General features: G+C 26.6%; 21 protein-coding genes and 3 tRNA genes. 22 read left to right on the forward strand and 2 right to left on the reverse strand.

All coding sequences use genetic code 4. From position 1 onward, the window contains the following. Window positions 1–84 precede the first annotated feature (84 nt). The 7 genes from AACK85_RS01200 to AACK85_RS01230 all read left to right on the forward strand — a co-directional run bounded on the left by AACK85_RS01200 (window position 85) and on the right by AACK85_RS01230 (window position 5,422). Window positions 85–160, forward strand: a tRNA-Lys gene (locus AACK85_RS01200). A 6-nt stretch (window positions 161–166) separates the two neighbouring features. After that, window positions 167–251: transfer RNA gene (locus tag AACK85_RS01205), tRNA-Leu, on the forward strand. A gap of 107 nt (window positions 252–358) precedes the next feature. Continuing rightward, window positions 359–1,183, forward strand: coding sequence for an HAD family hydrolase (locus tag AACK85_RS01210; protein WP_338970260.1), 825 nt, complete (start codon window positions 359–361; stop codon window positions 1,181–1,183). 12 nt (window positions 1,184–1,195) lie between these two features. Then, window positions 1,196–1,504: a thioredoxin gene (gene trxA / locus AACK85_RS01215; protein ID WP_338970262.1), complete on the forward strand. Its 309-nt coding sequence runs from the start codon at window positions 1,196–1,198 to the stop codon at window positions 1,502–1,504. Window positions 1,505–1,542: 38 nt separating this feature from the next. Then, entirely contained in the window at window positions 1,543–2,367 is an 825-nt protein-coding gene (locus AACK85_RS01220) for an HAD family hydrolase (protein WP_338970265.1), read from the forward strand. Between the two features lie 258 nt (window positions 2,368–2,625). Further along, the gene (locus tag AACK85_RS01225) at window positions 2,626–3,117 is read left to right on the forward strand and encodes a hypothetical protein (RefSeq protein ID WP_338970267.1); all 492 of its coding nucleotides are present in this window, start codon (window positions 2,626–2,628) and stop codon (window positions 3,115–3,117) included. Beyond that, a complete protein-coding gene (locus AACK85_RS01230; protein WP_338970270.1) occupies window positions 3,101–5,422 on the forward strand; it encodes a PTS transporter subunit EIIC in 2,322 nt (773 codons plus the stop codon). The genes AACK85_RS01225 and AACK85_RS01230 overlap by 17 nt, the downstream gene beginning before the upstream one ends. A 175-nt stretch (window positions 5,423–5,597) precedes the next feature. Here AACK85_RS01230 and AACK85_RS01235 read toward each other — a convergent pair whose 3' ends face one another. Then, window positions 5,598–5,786 (reverse strand): hypothetical protein, encoded by a 189-nt coding sequence (locus AACK85_RS01235; RefSeq protein WP_338970272.1) that lies wholly within the window; start codon window positions 5,784–5,786, stop codon window positions 5,598–5,600. Window positions 5,787–6,208: 422 nt separating this feature from the next. On the opposite strand from AACK85_RS01235, the gene AACK85_RS01240 reads away from it, so the two are divergent. The 7 genes from AACK85_RS01240 (at window position 6,209) to AACK85_RS01270 (ending at window position 13,168) form a co-directional block, all read left to right on the forward strand. After that, the gene (locus tag AACK85_RS01240) at window positions 6,209–7,774 is read left to right on the forward strand and encodes a lipoprotein (RefSeq protein ID WP_338970275.1); all 1,566 of its coding nucleotides are present in this window, start codon (window positions 6,209–6,211) and stop codon (window positions 7,772–7,774) included. A gap of 229 nt (window positions 7,775–8,003) precedes the next feature. Then, window positions 8,004–8,435: a MarR family transcriptional regulator gene (locus tag AACK85_RS01245; RefSeq protein WP_338970278.1), complete on the forward strand. Its 432-nt coding sequence runs from the start codon at window positions 8,004–8,006 to the stop codon at window positions 8,433–8,435. Window positions 8,436–8,497: 62 nt separating this feature from the next. Continuing rightward, window positions 8,498–11,011, forward strand: a complete 2,514-nt coding sequence (locus AACK85_RS01250; protein WP_338970281.1) for an ABC transporter permease — start codon at window positions 8,498–8,500, stop codon at window positions 11,009–11,011. A gap of 65 nt (window positions 11,012–11,076) precedes the next feature. Next, window positions 11,077–11,217: a hypothetical protein gene (locus AACK85_RS01255; RefSeq protein ID WP_338970285.1), complete on the forward strand. Its 141-nt coding sequence runs from the start codon at window positions 11,077–11,079 to the stop codon at window positions 11,215–11,217. Window positions 11,218–11,243: 26 nt separating this feature from the next. Further along, window positions 11,244–11,762: a CDP-diacylglycerol--glycerol-3-phosphate 3-phosphatidyltransferase gene (gene pgsA, locus AACK85_RS01260; protein WP_422397535.1), complete on the forward strand. Its 519-nt coding sequence runs from the start codon at window positions 11,244–11,246 to the stop codon at window positions 11,760–11,762. 141 nt (window positions 11,763–11,903) lie between these two features. Next, the gene (locus AACK85_RS01265; RefSeq protein WP_338970288.1) at window positions 11,904–12,212 is read left to right on the forward strand and encodes a lipoprotein; all 309 of its coding nucleotides are present in this window, start codon (window positions 11,904–11,906) and stop codon (window positions 12,210–12,212) included. Window positions 12,213–12,223: 11 nt separating this feature from the next. Further along, window positions 12,224–13,168: a hypothetical protein gene (locus tag AACK85_RS01270; RefSeq protein ID WP_338970291.1), complete on the forward strand. Its 945-nt coding sequence runs from the start codon at window positions 12,224–12,226 to the stop codon at window positions 13,166–13,168. Window positions 13,169–13,326: 158 nt separating this feature from the next. On the opposite strand, the gene AACK85_RS01275 is transcribed toward AACK85_RS01270, so the two are convergent. Beyond that, window positions 13,327–13,569: a hypothetical protein gene (locus AACK85_RS01275; protein WP_338970293.1), complete on the reverse strand. Its 243-nt coding sequence runs from the start codon at window positions 13,567–13,569 to the stop codon at window positions 13,327–13,329. Window positions 13,570–14,029: 460 nt separating this feature from the next. On the opposite strand from AACK85_RS01275, the gene potA reads away from it, so the two are divergent. The 8 genes from potA (at window position 14,030) to AACK85_RS01315 (ending at window position 20,857) form a co-directional block, all read left to right on the forward strand. Continuing rightward, complete coding sequence (gene potA, locus AACK85_RS01280) at window positions 14,030–15,085, forward strand: spermidine/putrescine ABC transporter ATP-binding protein (RefSeq protein WP_338970296.1); 1,056 nt, start codon at window positions 14,030–14,032, stop codon at window positions 15,083–15,085. A 1-nt stretch (window position 15,086) separates the two neighbouring features. Then, window positions 15,087–16,055 (forward strand): spermidine/putrescine ABC transporter permease, encoded by a 969-nt coding sequence (gene potB, locus AACK85_RS01285; protein ID WP_338970299.1) that lies wholly within the window; start codon window positions 15,087–15,089, stop codon window positions 16,053–16,055. 4 nt (window positions 16,056–16,059) lie between these two features. Next, complete coding sequence (locus AACK85_RS01290) at window positions 16,060–18,963, forward strand: extracellular solute-binding protein (RefSeq protein WP_338970302.1); 2,904 nt, start codon at window positions 16,060–16,062, stop codon at window positions 18,961–18,963. Between the two features lie 90 nt (window positions 18,964–19,053). Continuing rightward, entirely contained in the window at window positions 19,054–19,362 is a 309-nt protein-coding gene (locus AACK85_RS01295; RefSeq protein ID WP_338970305.1) for a hypothetical protein, read from the forward strand. A gap of 191 nt (window positions 19,363–19,553) precedes the next feature. Further along, window positions 19,554–19,730: a hypothetical protein gene (locus AACK85_RS01300; RefSeq protein WP_338970307.1), complete on the forward strand. Its 177-nt coding sequence runs from the start codon at window positions 19,554–19,556 to the stop codon at window positions 19,728–19,730. Between the two features lie 172 nt (window positions 19,731–19,902). Continuing rightward, on the forward strand, window positions 19,903–20,172 hold the full coding sequence (locus AACK85_RS01305) for a hypothetical protein (RefSeq protein WP_338970310.1): 270 nt from the start codon (window positions 19,903–19,905) through the stop codon (window positions 20,170–20,172). Window positions 20,173–20,284: 112 nt separating this feature from the next. Next, a complete protein-coding gene (locus tag AACK85_RS01310) occupies window positions 20,285–20,677 on the forward strand; it encodes a hypothetical protein (protein ID WP_338970313.1) in 393 nt (130 codons plus the stop codon). 105 nt (window positions 20,678–20,782) lie between these two features. Beyond that, window positions 20,783–20,857 (forward strand) — tRNA-Cys (locus AACK85_RS01315). The last annotated feature ends 97 nt before the right edge of the window (window positions 20,858–20,954 follow it).

Raw genomic sequence — 20,954 nt, forward strand, 5'->3', positions numbered from 1 at the left:
TGCTAAATTATTTTATTTATACATAAAAAGTAGTTTATTTATGCTAAACTATTATTAGTCAATTTACCGATTTTTATTATTAATGTCTCGTTAGCTCAGCCGGTAGAGCAACTGGCTTTTAACCAGTGGGTCGCAAGTTCGAATCTTGCACGGGACACCATTTTTTCCGGGATTGGCGGAATTGGCAGACGCACCAGACTTAGGATCTGGCGTAGCAATACGTGGGGGTTCAAGTCCCTTATCCCGGACCAAATTAAATTATAAACGTTAGTTGTTGCTAACGTTTTTTATTTGAAGTATTTTATTAGATAAACTATTTTTTAATGTTATAATCAAGTTAAGATTATGGGTGAGATATATGAAAAAAGTCTTGATTTTTTCTGATCTTGACGGAACTGCTTTGAATGAAAAACATGAATTTTCTCAAAAATTAATAGAAACTGTAGATAAAATATATAGTTTGAATTCCTATTTTGTTCCAATTACAGCGAGGTCTACAAAAGATGCATTGATTCAAGCAAAAAAATTGAAACTAGATAAATTAGGCGGCTTAATTGCAGCAAATAATGGCGCACAAATTTTTGATTTTAAACAGAATAGATTTATTGTAGATAAAAGATTATCAAGTGATTTTATTAGAAATATTTTTAATTTTACGTATGGAAATTTTAAGTATAAGGTTCATTATTTCGCAGATGATACAACCTATGTTTATGGTAAGGGAGATAATTCATCTTTTTGATCAAAAATTATGGATGTTGAATATAAAATAGTTCAATCATTAAATGAAATTGTAAAACCAATATCTCATTTGACAATAATTTTAGAAAAACAAGCAACAGATGAACAAGCAGATAAATTTTATAATGGATTTAAGAAGTATTATCCAGATGTGGAAATCATTAAATATACAACAAGAGTTTTTGAAGTTGCTCCTAAAGGTATTAATAAAGGTTTTGCTGTAACTGAAATTATTAATTATTTGCAAGTAAAAAATTATGTTTCATATGCTTTTGGTGACTCACATAATGATTTTGATTTATTTGCAAAAGTAGATATTTCTATAGCAATGGAAAATGCGATGCCACAATTAATTGAAATATCTGCAGAAACAACAGACAGAAATGACCAAGATGGTGTTGCAAAATTTATAAACAAGAAAATATTAATTGATTATATTTAAGGAGTGAATGTTATGAGTATAAAAAAAATAAAAACAGTAGAGGAATATGATTTAGTTTTAAATAGTGGAAAACATATTTTTGTAGATTTTTCTGCTGTATGGTGTGGACCATGTAAAATGCTAGAGCCATTTTTAGAAGAACTTTCAGAAGAAGAAACTGATGTAACTTTTTTAAATGTTGATGTAGATGAATTACCAAAATTAATGGAGAGATATGAAATTATGTCAATTCCAACGTTAATTATTTTTAAAGATGGAGTACAAGTAAATAAACATATTGGTTTTGCTCCAAAAATTAAATTAAAAGAATTAGTTGCTTAGATTTGTATTTACAAATTTATTAGTTAGAGGATATTTAAATGATTAAAATGATTGCGCTAGATATAGATGGAACTTTAGTTCATAAGGGTAGATTGCCAAAAAAAAATTTATTAGCAATTCAAAAAGCGAAAGAACAAGGATTATGAATTTGTTTAGCTTCTGGGCGAAGTCCTTCTGGTATATTTAATTTGGCCAGAAAATTAGGTTTATGAGATAACAAATCATTAATGGTTGGTTATAATGGGGGAACTGTTTTTAAATTTAAAGAAAATGGAAAAGTAGAAATAATTTGACAAAAAATGATTAACCATAATTCAGCATGAACAATTTATAAAGAAGCGTTGGACAAAAATCTACATGTTTTTGGTTATTCAGAACATAAAAAAGAAGGAATTGTTGCAAAAAAAATTGGTAAATTTGAAATATTTATGAAATTAAGAACTAAAAGAAAACTTAAAAAAATAAAATTTGAAAGCAAAATGCCAGCAGTTAATAAATTTATTATTTTCGGTAACAAGGAACGTGTTTTGGAATTAAGAGCTGATTTAGTTAAGAAAGGATTTTCTGTTTTTTCTTGGTCTTACATTAGTAAAGATAACTCAAATATAGAAGTTAATCCTGCAGATATAAATAAAGCAAATGGATTAAAACATTTAATTGAATTTTATGGTTTGAAATCAGATAATGTAGCTTTTTTTGGAGATGGTGAAAATGATGCTCAGGCATTAGAATGATCTGGATATGCAGTAGCAATGGGAAATGCAAAGAAAGAAATTCAGGAAATAGCGCACACTGTAGTTGAGCACGCTTCAAAAGCTGGTGTTGGTAAAGAAATTGAAAGAATTTTAGATAGACAAAAATAAAATTAATATAGCGATGAAAATTAAAATGCAGTTCTTACAAATTTGTAAGAATTTTTTTGTTTTACATATAATTAAATACAAATTATTGTCTTTATTATTAACGCTATATAAAACCAAAAAGTGATTTTTTATGTGCAAGCAATCAAAATTATTTACATTTTTGGTTGATTTTGGCAAAAATAAAAAAATGTGAATTTTTAAAAACTTATTTACAAAAATTTTTTTTTGTTTATTATATATGTGAGGAGGAAAATATAAGTGAAAAAAATTTTAACAATTATATCTGGTTTATCAGTGATTCCAATTTCAATTGGTTCTGTTATTTCTTGTGCTAATATTGCTAACTTTGGCTATTACAGTCAGCAAGTAGCAGCAAATATGAGTCAAACAGAGGAATTATCCAGTTTTTACAAAAATTCTCAGTGAGAATGAAAAAGTAGTGATAATAAAGATTTAACTTATGAAATCTTAATTAATGGAATAAATATGGCTGTTGTCAACATTGTGAATTCAGTACGTGAGACAGATTTTAAGATTTCTATTTATCAGTGAATAGATAGTGAAAATGAAACAGATAAACTATTGGACGAAGCCAAGTTTAATACTTTATTGAATACAAAAATTAATGTATCTATTCATTTAGATGGAATAGCTAATTCTAAAAAATGGCAAGGTAATGGCCATTTTGGAATAAACATAAATACTCCATCAAATAGTAGGAGGGCAATTGAAAATGGTATCAACAGATAATGATGTAAAAAAACAGGCTAAACATCAAGAAAAGCAGCAAAGAGCAATTGAACGTGCACAACATCGTGCAGAAAAACTCGAAGCTTTTAATAATACTAAATTTGGTAAAGGCTGAAATAGATTTTCAAATTCTGTTTTTGGAAAATTACAAAATTTAGCTAGAGTAATTGTTTTTCCAATTGCCATTTTACCGATTGCTGGTATTTTTTTAGGAATTGGTGGGGGACTATCTGCCGCTGCTGAATCGAATAATTGAGGCGAAGGTGTTGTTCAATTCTTCAATATTCTAAAAACAATTGGTAATATTATTTTTGCGTGTTTAGGTGTTTTATTTGCAACATCAGTTGCATTTGGATTTGCAAAAAAGCAAGGAGGAGTTGCAGCAGTTTCGGCCCTTGTATGTTATGTGGTTATGACTGCAACAATTTCTGCATTATTTATTCCTTCTGTTAATTCAGCAGGAGATCAAGTATTATTATTTGATCCTTGAAAATTAGCTGGAAAATATGGAATTATGAGTGTTGGAGAAAATAAAGGAATGATTAAAACTGTTCTGGGTATTGCTCCAACATTAGATTTATCAGTTATTGGGGGAATTTTTGTTGGATATTTAGTTTCACTTGTTCACAACAAAACTTACAATATTAAAGTTCCTCGAATTTTATCATTTTTTGGGGGAATTAAATTTGTTCCTATAGCTTCATTTTTATTGGGAATAGGTATTGGAGTAGTATTGTTCTTTATTTGGCCAGCATTTTTACTACTTTTATATTACATTGGTGTTGGTTTAGGAACATGAATGAATGTAGGTGGAATTGAAAATTATGGTAGAGCATCAGGAGTTATAGCTGCATTTCTATTTGGAATGTTTGAGCGTTTGTTAATTCCAGCTGGATTACACCATGTTCTTTATACACCATTCTGATATTCATCGGCTGGTGGACAATGATTAACTCCAGAAATTCAAGGTGGCACTTCAGTTATCACAGGTTGAACAGTAACTTCTGGTTCATATACAATTTTCTTTGAACAAATGAATTGAGTTGGTCAAGGCAAATTTACTTTGTCAGCTGATGCATATAATTATTTATTGAATACATCAGATGGACAAAAATGGTTATCAATTTGAACTAATTCAGGTCAACTGGTTCAAGATGTAAATGGTAAATGAACGATTGCATTCAATAGATATACAATGGAGGTAGGAACTGTTTTCTCATCAGGACGCTTCTCATTTATGCAATATGGTTATCCATTTGCAGCTATAGCTATTTTACAAATGGCAAGAAAAGAAAACAGATCTGCAGCTGCAGGTATTATAGTTTCAGCAGCAGCAACATCATTTTTAACTGGAATTACAGAACCAATGTTATTTTCGTTCTTATTTGTAGCGCCATTACTATGAGTATTTCATGCATTTATGGCTGGAATTTCATTTGCACTAGCATATTTATTAAATGTAACAGTCGGACAAGGATTTGCGGCTGGATTTATTGACTATATATTCTTTGGATTGATTCCAGGATATTCATCTGGCATAGGAATTGCCCAAGGTAATTCAATTTGAGATATGTTCTCTGGTCGTAATGGTTGTTTATGAATTCCAATTTATGGATTATTAATAATGGCTCCTGCATATTACTTTGGATTTTTAGCTATTATTAAATGAAAAAATTATCAAACTCCAGGAAGAGCAGCAGCAGGTGAAGACAAAGCATTAGAAGCTGTTAAGTCATCTCTTGCAAAGGGCACTAAAAAACAATCAAGTGGCATTCTGACTTTAATAACTGCGTTAGGTGGAAATGCAAATATTAGTGATTTTGATGTAAATGACAAAAAAGAATTGGTTGTTAATTTACTGAATATTAATAGTGTTCAAGAAGCATCAATTAAAACAGCGGGTTACAATAATTACTCTATAAATAAAAGTTCAGTTGTAATAAGAGATAAAGATACAAAAAAAATGTGAGACTTAATTAATAAGGAAATGATTTCTATATCAATTAAGCCAAAAAATAAGCTAAAAACAGAATCAAAAATGGGTACAGTTGATGGATATGAAATTTCATATTTACAAAAAATTATAGATGGTCTTGGTGGTCTTGAAAACATCAAGGTTTTAGATAATTGTGCAACTAGATTACGTGTTACTGTAGATGATGGAGCAAAAATAGATCAATTGTTATTAAAAGAAACAAAAGCTGTTGGTGTAGTTGTCAAAGGCGAAGGTGTTCAAGTTATCTACGGTCCAGATGTTGTAAATATCAAATTAGCTTTAGAAGAATACACAGGTATTGATAGGTAATGAAAAATTTGAATGCAATTTATATTTTAATGAATTACATAGAATTGTAAATAAAAAACATATCTAGTTAGTGTGAACCCCAAAAGTGGGACACATAAAAAATTAAAAAAATCATATCTTAGAATAGATATAATTTTTTTAATTTTTATTTTTGTGTGTTTAATAATTATTTTTTTTAAATTCTATTAAATTTTTTAAATTGTAATTTACCACCATATCCTGTTGATTGTAGAACAATATTATAATTACTTACTTGTTTATTCTTTGGATCAATATATTTAATTTTAAAATCAATATACATAACATTATCTGTAATATTGAATAATTCATCATAGATTTTAAAATTACCATTTTTATTTAACACTTGACAATATATAAATTTATGATAAATGAATGCAAATTGCTACAAGTGTGAGTAATTGAAAAATTATTAGAAATATTATGTAAGATAAATTGCAATAGCAAATATTTTTCTCAGTATTTTTTAATTAAAATTCTATTGACCAATGAATATTTTAAAATGAATTTTTTTACAATTATTAATTTGTAATTTATTATATTAATTATTTATATTTTTAATATGTAAAAACATTTTAGAAATTAATGTGTAATGATTGTTTATTTATAATAAATTAATTTTTTAGCATATATGTTTGTTCTGAAATTCTATTATTGCATATTTGTGATTTTTTTATAAATTTTGATAAATCAATATTTTTATGTAATTTGTATTTTATTAATATTTGTAATAATATATTTCAGTAAAGTTAAGGAGAATGTTAGAAAATGAAAAAATTATTAAGCATGTTATCTGTTTTAGGACTTACAATAACTGGCGCAACATCAGTTGTTGCGTGTGGAACTACAGATCAAGTTGATAAAGCAGTAGACTTAAGTAAAATTGCTTTTCAAGAGTATACAAATTTAGTAAATGACAACAAAAATATTGACAATCAAGATGTACCAATCGCAATTGAAAATGTGCAAACAGAAATTTTAAATCAATTGCATAAAAATACTGAAACAAAAAATGTTACCGAAATGGATTTTACAACAAATGCAGCAGATGTAATAATAGAAGGTGATTTATGAGATGGGGTTACAGTAGAAATTACTGCAACACCAACTTCGCAATATTTAACAGGTAAAGCAAATATTGAAATAATCTTTGGTTCGTTTTTGGAGTTGGACACTTTAGAAAATAATAGTATTGAGTATCAAACTTCTGGTATTGCAATTACAGAAGTAGAAGCAAAATATAAATGATTCAATAACAATTTTGAAACTTTAAATGCAGCAAATAAAAATGTAAATATAGATTGATTTGAAACATCAAATTTTGAGCCAGGTGATAAAGACCACCCAGGAAATATAGATGTTTCACCAAAATCAGAGCAAAATAAAGAATTTTTGAATATATCAAAAAATTCAATTAAAACAACCATAAAACAATCAGGAACTATTGACACCTCTGTTGGTGGTGGAACTGGAATTATAGAGAATAAATCTTTTGATGCAAATATCACTTCAATCACTCAACTTGCCAACGGAACAATTTTAGCTAGCACTACATCTTCAATTTACAAATTAACAGCTGAAGGCACAATTGATAAAAAAATTGAAACTATTGATAGTATTTTTCAAATATTTCAACTTGCCAACGGAACAATTTTAGCTGGAATTGGTAATTCGATTTATGAATTAACAGATGAAGGAAAAATAGACACGTCTGTAGGTAATGGAACTGGTATATTAGAAAATAAAACTTTTGATAGCACAATAGTTTCAATCACTCAACTTGCCAACGGAACCATTTTAGTTGGAACTAACCTTAATTCAATTTACAAACTGACAGATGAAGGCAAAATTGATCATTCTGTTGGTACTAATGGAAATGGTAAATTAGAAGACAAAACTTTAGATGGAGTAGTTTATTCAATCACTCAACTTGCCAACGGAACCATTTTAGTTGGCACTAGTACTGGTTCAATTTACAAACTGACAGATGAAGGCAAAATTGATCATTCTGTTGGTACTAATGGAAATGGTAAATTAGAAGACAAAACTTTAGATGGAGTAGTTTATTCAATCACTCAACTTGCCAACGGAACCATTTTGGCTGGAACAACTTTTGGTCAACAAAATTCTGATAATTTTGGTTCAATTTACAAGTTAACAGATGAAGGCAAAATTGATACAACTGTTGGTAGTGGGAGCAATGGTAAAATTGAAAATGGAACAATTGATTTAGGTGCACGCGCAATCACTCAACTTGCCAATGGAACCATTTTGGCTGGAACTAGTTCTATTTGAACCAATAAAATTGGTTCAATTTATAAATTAGTTAATTAATTTTTTATGAATTGAAAGATAAATTTTAATGTTATAAATGATTTTATAAAAAATATCTATTTGTAGATATTTTTTATATTTAATGGACAATATTTAAAATTAGCATAATTTTTATTTTCAATAATTTTAGACAATACTGGTTGAATGGTTGAATAAAATTATTGAATTTTACTTTAATTAGAATTATAATATAACAGTTATGTAACATATTTAATGTAGGGGTAATATTATGAAATATAGAATGAATTGACCTTCGGGAATTAAATTATATGTTATGTCTCAAAGAGCAATAGAATTTGTGGAAAGAAGAATTGCACAATTCAAATTAAAACGTAATGCATTTTGTTTTGTAATAGGGGCTGTTGTTACTCCTGGTTTATCACAAGAATTAACATCAAAATTTTTTGGTGTTGATAAATCAACAGCAGCAAGAAGAATAGATACGTTAGAAAAAAAAGGATTCATTAAACGTGTTCACAATCAAGAAAATAAAAGAGAAAATAAAATTTTTGCAACTGAATTGGGTGAACAATTATATAATGAAGCGCTTGTGGCATTGAATGATTGAGAAGAATTATATATTGCAGAGAATCCTGGCCAAAATTTTGCATTTATTTTTGAAGCGCTTAAAGAAGTTATTATTCCATTACGTAAACGTTAATATCTTTTATAATAATTATTTTGCTATTTATTATACAAATGTGCAGAAAGAAGAAATAGAAAATGAAAAATTGATGGTTATCTTTTAAAACAGATTTTGAATTTAGAGTTTTATCTTCATGAAAAAGACTAATTAAATTTTTTGGAATTTGTATTGTACCAATTATTTATGCCATTATATGTATTGTAGCTTTTTGAAACCCAATTCCAAATATTGGTAAAGCATCAATGGCATTTTTGGATGAAGATGCAAAAAAAACATTAATTATAAAAGAAAAAGATTTAACACAAGTTGTTACTTCAAAATTTTATGTTGTGGATGATTCAAAAATTATTGTAGATGAAAATGTTTATGGTAAATTTGGTGAAGAAAATTTCAAATATAAAAACTGATTCCATGATAATAACGGTAAATCCGTAACTGTTTTAAATGATTCCACATCATCAATAACAATAGATGAAAATTTATATAGTATAAAATATTTTAATACTTGAGATTTATTTAAAAATGTTTTGACAAAACAAGATATTACAAGGCAAGACACAGAAACTAAATTTTCAGTATCAATAAATGCAGCAGGTCAAAGTATAGATTTTAACAACATTAGTTACTTAAAAAATGATGATGCAAAAAATGCTTTTAAAGATAAAAAATATTATGTGCAATTTTTGATTAAAGAAAATTTTCTGCAAACTATCTTAGTTAATTTAAGTAATGTATTAACATTTGATTCATTAAATCCTAGTTTTGATTATAAAGATATACCAAGTATAGATATGTGATCGACATTTTCACATAACTTTATTTTTGGTTATTATTTAAATACAGTAGGAGAATTTAAATCTGCATTATTAATTGATTTAATAGGTTCACTACTTAATGTTGCTGGTAATTTAATTATAAATGATATCAATGATGATATTAGTGCAATAGTTGATAAAATTATTGATAATAACGCTATAACTTTTGATGATGCCAAAAACAATGCACCAACACAAATTATCGACACAGCAAGTAATGCAAATTTAGTTGATTGAACAACAAACAATGATTCACAAGCTGCAGCAGATAATAGATATGTTCTTTCAGATACAACATCAGACACTACAAATTCTTTATTTGGTAATATTTCAGAGACAAACTCACAATTAGATCCAACAAATACTGGAGTTTATAAAGATACTGGTTATGTTAAAAAAATGATTACAAATTTTCATAATATTGTTGAATCTGATATCTTTAAATTCTTAATTTCATTAGATACATCAAATAATTTGGGAAGTTTAAAAACAAAAATTGAATCTTTATATAATAATAGACAAGTAATCAATAAAATTTTATGAGATTACGCTCACGAAATAGATTGACGTACAGATAATCAAAAAGTTGCTGTTAATGCTTTCGGTTCATCATATATTAGTATGGCTTTAAATAATAAAACGGTTGTTAATTCAATCGAAAAAGCTGTACCTTTTTTTGATACAAGTGTAGATGGTAATTTGACTTTAACTAAATTGTTTACAAATGGAACTGATGAAATTACACAATATGCACAAGTTCAATTATTTAAACAAAATTTGGAAACTTGATTAAAAACTAATTTTTCTGGATCAACATTAGCAGCTATTTTAAGTGAAATGGTTTCTAAAATAACAGATGCTCCAAAAAACATCAGTGGAATTTTTAATATTGAAATTCAAGGTATTGAAAATGGACTATATGGTATTGGACTTGGAGAATTCTTTCTATTAATTGGTATGTTTGTTGGAACATTAATGCAAACGTTTGTTTATGATAGAGCTAAACGTTCTAAAAAAGCAAATGCAATACAATATTACTTAGGTAAAGTCACTTTAATGATGATTACTGGATTCTTGCAAGTCACTTTATTAACTCTAGCAGTAGTAGCTGCAGGTTGATGAGTGTTAGGTGCAGGAACAATTTTATTACTCTGATTATGATTGCTTGCAATAGAAGCGACATTTGTTGCAATAATTTCTTCACTGTGATTTTCTTTAAAAGATGAAACGGTTGGCAAATTTGTTGTTGTTGTTTATATGGTTTTAAATTTAGCATCTGGTTGAGGTACATTTCCAGCCTTTATGCAATTTGGTTTCTTTGATTTTGTTTCAAATATAGTTCCATTTACATATGCTCTCCATGGAATAGGATCAATAGTTTATGGAATAGGATCAATTGGTATAAATTTAGCTGATACTTTGTATATCCTAATGCAATGAGGAATTTTATGAATATTTTTTGCGGTATTCATTTCATTGGGAATAGGGATGTCAATTTTAAGAAATAGAGAAATTTTATTTGGTTCTTATAAAGCAAAATGAATAATTGATGGTTTGACTGCTTTGAATATGGGGAAAGAGCTAAATGAATTTAAATTAGATAATCACAAATATAATTGAAAATCTCTTGGAAATGATTGAAATAAGGATTTGTATTGAAAAGTCAGAGAGTTACATCCGTTTGAAGGTAAATTTAAGTGATTTAAAAATAAAGTAAGAGAACCCGAATTAAAACCAAATTATTCAGATGATGATATTATTTCAAGGAATGAATAATATAAGTTTTAAGTTTTATTAATAGTTAATTGATGTAATTTAACATATGATGAGAAAACATATTTATGAATTTAGCAAATAAAATTACTATTTTAAGATTAATTTTATTTCCATTAGCAATTGTTTTATTATTAATTTCAGGTTACGTGCTTTTAGCCAATGAAATCTTTGAGCAAACGAAATTTCAATTGGAACGTATCATTTAAAAATTGCTTGGATCATAGCAGCAATTGTGTTTCGGATAGTTGCATTTACTGATTTTTTGGATGACTGAATTGCTAGAAAATATAATCAAACAACTACATTTGGTAAGTTTGCAGATGCAGCAGCAGATAAAATTTTAAATAATTCAGTGATTATTATTTTTGCAGTTATGCAAATATTACCTATTTGAATGGTATTAATAGGTTTTATTAGAGATTTTACAATAGATGCATTAAGACAAATTTTATCATCAAAAAATATATTAATGGGTGCTGGTCCTTTAGGCAAATGAAGAACAGCTATTCAAATGATTGGACTGTTTATCTTGTTTTTTATTAATTTCCATACATTTGGAGGTTCTTGAAATGAGACATGAATTTATGATGAATATGGATGAATTAATCAATTGGCTTTGATTCCAATGTATTTAGCTACTTTATTTGCCATTATTTCAATGTGCGATTATATAAATAAAAATAAAAAGGTGATTTTAGATTCATTAAAATCAGATGACCCTGTAAGCACAAATAAAGAAAATAATACTTAACTTATTAAATATAGATATTGCTTAATTGTTCTTAATAATTTATAAATGGCTTATCTGTATCTAAATAATTTTAAAAAAGTCTTGCTTTTTTATAATGTTTATGATAAACCATTGTAAATCAGTTCGGGGAGATGATTTTATTTGAAAAGATTATTGCAAATATTAGGGGTAATTGGAATTACGTTAACTGGTGTATCATCAGTTATATCTTGTGTTTCTATTTCTTTAAATAATCAGAAAATAAATTTAAATTCTTTATATAGTCTAGATTCTGTAAACGTTTATGTTGATGATAATCATAACGTTGAGCAAAAAAATATCGCCGAAATTATTGAATACGTAATGGCACAAGTTGAGCAAAGAATATTAAAAGAATCACCAGAGGCTAAACTTTACACTGATTTTACAACAAATGCAGCAGATGTAATAAAGCTGATGATTTTTCAGTAAATAAAGTTAATATGTTAGTTACAGCTATGAGCGATTCAAAATATTTGTTCGGAGTAAAAGATGTTTCAATAATATTTAAGTCAGTTCCACGTTTAGATTTATCAACTTTAATTAATAATATTGAATTTCAAACATCAAAAACGTTGATTACAGAATTAGAAGCTAAAAAAAGATGATTTAGCTTAAATGAAGCTAAACTAAAATCAATAAATTCAAGAGTAGATATTTCTTGATTTGAAATTGCAAATTTCAATGCAGGTAGTGAAGATACATTAGGAAAAATAGATATTTTTGCGACGTGGATACACTATGGACAATTTAAAAATACAGTGACTGTTTCAATTAAAACAATCATTAAGCAAACAGGTTCAATTGATACAGCAGTTGGTAATGGAACCGGGAAAATAAGTGATCAACAAATTAATTATGGTATTACTAAAATTGTTCAACTTAAAAACGGTATTATTTTGATTGGAGCCAATATGGGCTTATTTAGATCTACAGATGTAGATGAAATCAATGATATCTCATTTAATTCTTCTAATAATATTTTAAACCATAATGTTACTTCAATCACTCAACTTGCCAATGGAAATGTACTGGTTATAACAAATGATGGTTCAATTTATCAATTAACAGCTGAAGGTAAAATTGACACCTCTGTTGGTGGTGGAACTGGAAATATTGAGGTAGGAATTCATGGGTATCCGAGAGTAATAGTACAGCTATCAAATGGCACTATTTTAGTTGGAACAAGTAATGGTTTAATTTACAAACTAACAGATGAAGATAAAATAGATCATTCAGTTGGTGATGGAACTGGTAAATTAGAAGACAAAATTTTTGATCACTTAATTATTGCGATTATAGAATTGCCAAATAGAATTGTTCTTGCTTCAACTGGTAATATCGATAGCACTGGAACCAAGTCATCTATTTATAGATTAGTTTTATAATTTTATTAAGTATAAATATAATAAATTTTATAAACTAGCGTGAACCCCAAAAGTGGGACACATAAAAAAGTCAAAAAACATATCTATTCCTAGATATGCTTTTTTGTCTGTTATTGTCTGTTATCATTTTAAGACTTAACTCTAAATTAAGGTGTTTTCTATATTCTTTTTCAAATTACAGAAATAATAAATATATTTAATACAATAATGATTATAAAGAATACTATACCTACTATAACCGTACTAATTAGAACTGGTATTAATAAATAAGGTACTAAACCAGCGCCATTAACTGCGTTTATCACTACAACAAACGGTATAATACCTCCGCATAAAATTGCAATATCAAATAATACTGCTAAAACAATTGTTAATGTTCTTAATCAAATTACTCTATTCATTTTCTATTTCTCCTCTATGTCTAGTGTCAAAACTTTTACATAATAATTATATCACATTTTTCTCCATTTTGCTACACTATTTAGAGAGGCCATCTTTGATTATTATTAGTTTCTAAAAATGCAAAAATTGTAAAATTTAATTTGAACAAAAATTAAAAATATTGTAATATATGCATAATTGATTTATGATTATGTTAAGAATAAGTTTAAAATATTGTAAAAGGGATGTGTTGAATTATGAAGAAATTATATAGTAAACAAGAGGTATATTTAATTTCTGAATGATTTAATGTCATTGTTGCAAGAAATGAATGATACGAAAAAGTTTTAGAAACACAGTCTCTCTCCGCATAAGTTGCAAAACTATAAATTGAAACTAGACATAATTTTTTTATGTCTATAAATATGTAGTATAAACTACGTATTGTTTTTATTTGAATTTGTAACAGGAGATATGATTATGGAACAACAACATATTTTAGAATTACGTAATGTTACTAAAGAATATGATGGAAATGTTATTTTGAAAGGTATCAGTTTTAACATTTTCAAGGGAGAATTTATTACGTTGCTTGGCCCTTCTGGATGTGGTAAAACAACAACATTAAATATTATTGCTGGATTTGAATCAACAAATGCAGGAGAAGTTTTGTTTGAAAATAAAGATTTGTTAAGTCAGTCAATTGAAAAAAGACAGATAAATACAATTTTTCAAGGCTATGGTTTATTTCCGCATATGGATGTTTTTGATAATGTGGCGTATGGTTTAAAAATCGCTAAAGTAAAAAGAGATATTATTTTTAAAGAAGTAATAAAACATTTAAATTTAGTTGGTTTAAAAGGGTATGAGTATAAAAAAATTAATGAATTATCTGGAGGGCAAAAACAACGTGTAGCTATTGCAAGAGCGTTAATTAAAAAACCAAAAATATTATTATTAGATGAGCCAATGTCTGCATTGGATGTAAAATTGAGAAAGCAAATGCAAGAAGAGCTAAAAAGATTGCAAGAAGAAATAGGGATTACTTTTATTTTAGTAACACATGATCAAGAAGAGGCATTAACTTTATCTGACCGAATTGTTTTACTAAATCAAGGAAAAATACAGCAGATAGGAACGCCAGAAGAAATTTATAATGAACCAGAAAATTTTTGAGTTGCAAACTTTGTTGGTGAATCAAACATTATTCAAAATGGTGAATTTATAGAAGATTTAAAAGTAAAATTTGATGGTAAAATTTTCAATTGTGTAGATAAAGGTTTTGGGAATAATGAGACAAACATTGATATTGTAATTAGACCAGAAGACATAGATATTGAAGATTTTGGAAATGGTTATTTTGATGGTATTGTTGAATCGGCAATTTTTAAAGGTGTTTGATGAGAAATTATTGTAAAAACAAAATATCGCAATTGATTAGTGCACACAACCGATTTAGTTGATGAAAATGAAAAAGTTGCAATCAAATGAAATGTTGAAGATATTCATATTATGTGAAAAGAAATAGATGATTAGTATGAAAAAAAAATTAGAAAATCAATCAGCAAAAGATATTAGTGAAAAAATTTTGGAATCTGCAGAAAAAGAAACAGTGGCTAATAATTCTGAAAGAGTACTAAAATATAAATGACAAAAATTCAAAAATTCAAAAGTACTTTTCAAAATTTCTCATTCAGTTTTTCCAATTGTATTACCGTTTATAATTGTAATGATTTTTTTGATAATAATTCCATTGATTGGAATTATAGTTTATTCAATTGTTAAACCAACTGGAAATTCGCTATTATTTGAAATTTCATTTGAAAATTTCATTAAAATGTTTACAGACAAAAATATAATGATGGCTTTGTTATTATCAGTACTGTATGCATTAATTGCTGCTTTTTTGTGTATTATTTTAGGATATCCGATTGCATATATAATGTGAAGATTAAAATCAAAATTATTGGCAAAAAATATTTGAGTATTAGTAACTATGCCAATTTGAATCTCTATGTTAATGAAAGTTTTGGGTTTACAATCTTTGTTTTATATTTTGGCACCAGGTCTATTGGGTACACCAATTGCAGTTATTATTGGTATGATCTATATGTTTTTACCATTTGCAATTACACCAATATATAATGCTTTAGAAACTTTTGACCCCGAATTAGAAAGAGCATCAAGAGATTTAGGAGCAGGTTCAATTAGAACTTTTTGAGCAGTGATTTTTAGACAAACTATTTTTGGAATGATAACTGGTTTTAGTTTAGTGATAGTTCAAGCATCAACCTCTCTTTTGGTTGTACATTATATTGGTAATGGAAAAATAACATTAATTGCAACAATTATAGAATCTTACTTTTTTAAAGGTTCAAATTTTGGTTATGGTGCTGCAATTTCAGTAGTTTTAGCCTTTTTGATTTTGATTTTAATGATAATCTTTAAATTATTATCAAACAGAGCAGAATATTCAAAACGCAGAGCAAAAATAAAAGGAGTGTAGAATTATGATTAAATTATTTAGAACTTCTTATTTTGCTTTAATAATTTTATTTATTTATATTCCCATTTCTATTGTAATAGTTTTTTCATTTAACTCTGGTCAATCGGTATTTAATTGAAACGGTTTTACAACAGATTGATATGCAACCTTTTTTCGTAACTCACCATTTATAAAATCAATAGTTACATCGTTATTTGTTGCGATGATATCAACAACTATTTCCGTAATTATCGGAGTTTTGGCCTCTGTTGGTTTATCAAGATTAAAACCAATTAGTAGATCTGCTTGATTTTCAATAGCAAATATTCCATTAATTAATGCAGATGTTATTACTGCTGTTTCTTTAATGGCTGTTTTTATAATTGCTGGTATGAAATTTGGAATCGTTACTTTAATTATGGCCCATGTCTCTTTTAACGTTCCATATGTTTTGATCACAGTAATGCCAAGAATTAAAATTGTTGACAAGAATTTAATTAATGCTTCATCTGATTTGGGTGCATCAAAATTTCAAACATTTTTTAAAATAATTTTACCTATGTTGAGGCCAGTGATAATTACTGCAACAGTAATTTGTTTCGCAATGTCGTTTGATGATTTTATTATTTCATATTTCACAAGTGGTGGTGATACAAATGTTTCTACATTTATTTATTCTGCTAAAAAAATTAAACCATATGTATTTGCATTTGGTACTATATTAGTTGCTATCATTGCATTTGCAATTATTATCTGAAATATAATTAATATTATTTCACAAAAAAAACAAGAAAGCATTAAACAAATTCGAGATGGAAAATATAAATTGAAACAAGTTATGAATTTGCAAAAAAAAATTAATAAATATCAAGAAATATTAAATTCTAAAACAAAAATAAAAATAACGGGTAATTTAATTTTACTTATTAAATATATTTGATTAAAAATTAAAATTTTGTTAATTAAAATAAAAAGATATGATCAAAAAATTCAAAAACTGGAATGAAAGATATATCGTTTAAAAGATGAAATTAGATATGAAAAAAAATTACGTATAAATAACGCAAAATCTAAAAAAAGACTTGAGCAATTAAAAACTTTAATAATTAATAATGAAAAAAAACAACGTAAGCAAAGAATTCAAAACGCTTTAGTAAAGTTAGAAAATAAAGTCGAAAAACAACGTCTAGAAATAAATTGATATGATAATCATGCAAGACATATTCAAGAAAAAATAGATGGAATTGATGATTTAATTTTTAATTTAAAAAATAATCAATTAAATACTGCAAATATATCAAAAAAAAGTGAGCGTTGATATGCAAAAAAATATAAAGCATTAGAATTTAAAAAAGCAATTCTTATTGAGGGAAAAATAAAATATAAATTACGTATGGCAGTTAATAGAATAGAAGAAATTCAAAAAATTAAAACTAAAAAACAAGTTGACATTGCAGTAAAATTGAACGAGATAAAAAATAAAGTATTCATTAGAATTCCTTTGGTTTCTGAAATTAATATAGATAAAATGCAACAAAGATTAAATTTTTATCGACATAAATTAATTAATAAAGAGCAAAAATTAGATGATTTATATAAAGTTATTAGTAGAAAAATAGCTGAAATTTTAAATCCAGATAATGATAAATACAGACCTAAAATTTGAATATCCAGAAGTTGAAAATGACTAGTTGCTTTGATTGTGTTTGCTGCATCATTTACAGGGCTAACTGTTGCATATATTAGAAATAATATATATGATTTAATAATTGCAAATTGAGGAGAATATATTGATATAGATTTAATTGGTAAATTTGAAAACGAATTTAATGTTAATGTTAATTATCAAGAATATGATAGTAATGAAACATTGTATAATAAACTTTATACGATTGATTATGATGTTATGATGCCATCTGATTATATGGTTCAACGTTTAGAACAAGAAAACAGACTTGAAAAATTGAATGTTGATAAATTAAAAATGTGAGGCAAAACAGCTTCTAGTGATTATTATAATAAAAGTCAAGATAATAAAGATTTAGAAATATCATCTAAATTATTGGATGTAATGAGCAGTTCAAAAATAGAATCTGGTTCTAATGAAAATTTGAGTATAACAGATTATTCGGTTCCTTATTTTTGAGGTGATTTAATTGTAGTTGTGAATTCTACCCATGTTGGAATTAAAGATTGGCTGTTTAATACGTATAATGCAAAATTAACTGCAAATACGAGTAGTGAAATTGATGAAAGCAGTTTGAGTTGAGATATTTTTCAAAAGGCAGCAGATTCTGGGTTTAATGTGGTATTAAATTTTGATGCCAAAAATATTTTTCAAATTGGTTTACAGCAATTATACCAAACAGAAAATGCTAATGATTTAGCAGAAATTGATGCTGCATCAGTTTATGTAAAGAACTTGGTAACAAAAAATAATGTTTTTTTACAAGGCGATGAGTTAATGACAACTCTTGGTTCTGGTAATTTTGATATTGCAATGGTTTATAATGGCGATGCTATTTGATCAAATAAAGTATTTAATCATGAAGATGATGATAACGCAAGCAATGATAAAAGTAATATATTTTATTTTGGTAGACCAGGTAGAAATGGAATGGGAACTAATGTGTTTTCAGACAATATGGTTATGTCAAAAAATTCAAAACATAAGGATTTAGCTTATAATTTTATTAATTTTATGTATGAAAATGCTTTGGATAATACTAAATCAGTAGGTTTAACATCACCAGTTCAAAAAGCTATAGATGATGTTGTGATGGATGACCAATTTAAAAGATACGCAAGCATATATCAACCTTTAATTGATCAAAATACAAATTATAAAAGTGAAGCATTTAAATTTAATGCAAAAATAGATAACTATATGATGGATTTATTTAATTCCATAATTTCAGGAAAAAATTAGTTTTTTATTATATTTTTAAAATATTTTTTATATATTAATTATGTTTACAAGATAATCTAGTAAATATAGAAAAGAAAGAGAATTTTAAAATTGGATAATCGTAAAAATTTATATAATTTAGCATATATGTTTCAAATAATTTCAATAGTGATTAATATCCGCACTATAGCTATAATAAGCTTTATGGTTTGATCATATTTAACCCTTTGATATTATGATGATGATCATAATATTGTTTTTAATTTTATTTGATTTATATTAACAATTATTATAGCTATTTTGGTTTATTTAACGTCATTTGCTTGAATGATACCAATGACTTTAATGACAAAAAAAGCAGCAAATGAAGTAGAACCAAAAAATCATTTGGCATTAGGGTTATTTACTTTATTTTTTTAATCATTTGTTGCTGGAATTTTAATTATGATAGCAACAAGCATAAGTTATATAAATAAAAATGAAAAAAATAAACAAGTAGACCTGATTTAAATAAAAAATTATTTTATTTATGTGTTGAGAAGAGTAATTTTTATGTATAATCTATTATGTTTGTTAATAAAAATTAACAAATAGCCATAAAAAAACTTAATATGGAAAATGGTAGAACTTTATACCTTGTAGCATATGTTTTTCAAATAATTGCAACGTGTTTGGTTGCTTGAACACTTTTACCACTTGCATGAATGATACCAATGACTTTAGCAACTGAAAAAGCTATTGATGAAAAAACGCAAATGATCATGTGGCACTGGGAGTATGCACATTAATATTTCAATCACCAGTTTCTGGTATTTTAATTTTAGTTGTAACTCTTAGCTCAACAAACAAAGTAGATGTTAACGTAAGCACAGTATAAATTAAAAATAAAGTTTGTGTATAATTAATTATACTTATCAAGATAAATTGATAAATAAATATATAAAAGAGGAAGAACCGATTATGGAAGATTATAAAACTTTATATCAAATAGCATATATTGTTCAAATAGTTATAACATGTCTAGTTGGCTGAGCATTAATACCACTTGCATGAATGATACCAATGACTATTGCAACTAAAAACGCAATGAATGAGGCTACACCGCATGATCATTTAGTATTGGGTATATGCGTATTAATATTTCAATCATTACTTTCTGGAATTTTAATTATAGTTGCAACAACTACAAAAACTAATAAATCAGATGATGAAAATATTCAATCAGCATAATAAATTAATAATATATTTTTAATTGCGCATTTAATAGACAAATTTATATGTAATTAATCATATTTATAAAGTAAATTATTAAATAATTGTGATAAAGAAAGGAAATTTTAATTTGAAAGATCGTAAAAAACTATATAAAGTAGCATACATATTTCAAATCATTTCATGTGTAATTAATCTGCGTTATATTCTTTTGACTTATAGTTTATTTATTAGTGTATACTCTATTGCATTAAATGTATATTCTGTTAATTTAGGATTTGTTATTGTTTTGTTAGCTTTTTGTTTTATTCAATTGGCTTGAATGATACCAATGACTATTGCAACTAAAAACGCAATGAATGAGGTTACACCAAAAAATCATTTAGCGTTAGGAATATGTACATTATTATTTCAATCATTAATTGCTGGAATTTTTATTCTAGTAGCAAACGGCACAAGAGTAAATCCTGTTGAAGAAGAATTTAACGATGAAAATAGAAGAAATGATTTAGATTATATTTAAAATTATTAAATATTTTTTCAAAAAACCAAAATTAATATTAATTTTGGTTTTTTATTTTTAAATTAAATAATTATTTATAATTTGCTATAATATTACGGTAGATATGGCACCGTAGCCAAGTGGCTAAGGCATGGGACTGCAACTCCCTGATCGTCGGTTCAAATCCGATCGGTGTCTCCATTATGATAAAAATGGCCACAATGAAATTGTGGTTTTTTCTTTTTCGAAATTGGATAAAAAAAATACTCTCATCAATTAATAATGAGAGTATAAATTT

It is taken from the genome of Spiroplasma endosymbiont of Labia minor (assembly GCF_964019845.1).
Taxonomy (GTDB): domain Bacteria; phylum Bacillota_I; class Bacilli_A; order Mycoplasmatales; family Mycoplasmataceae.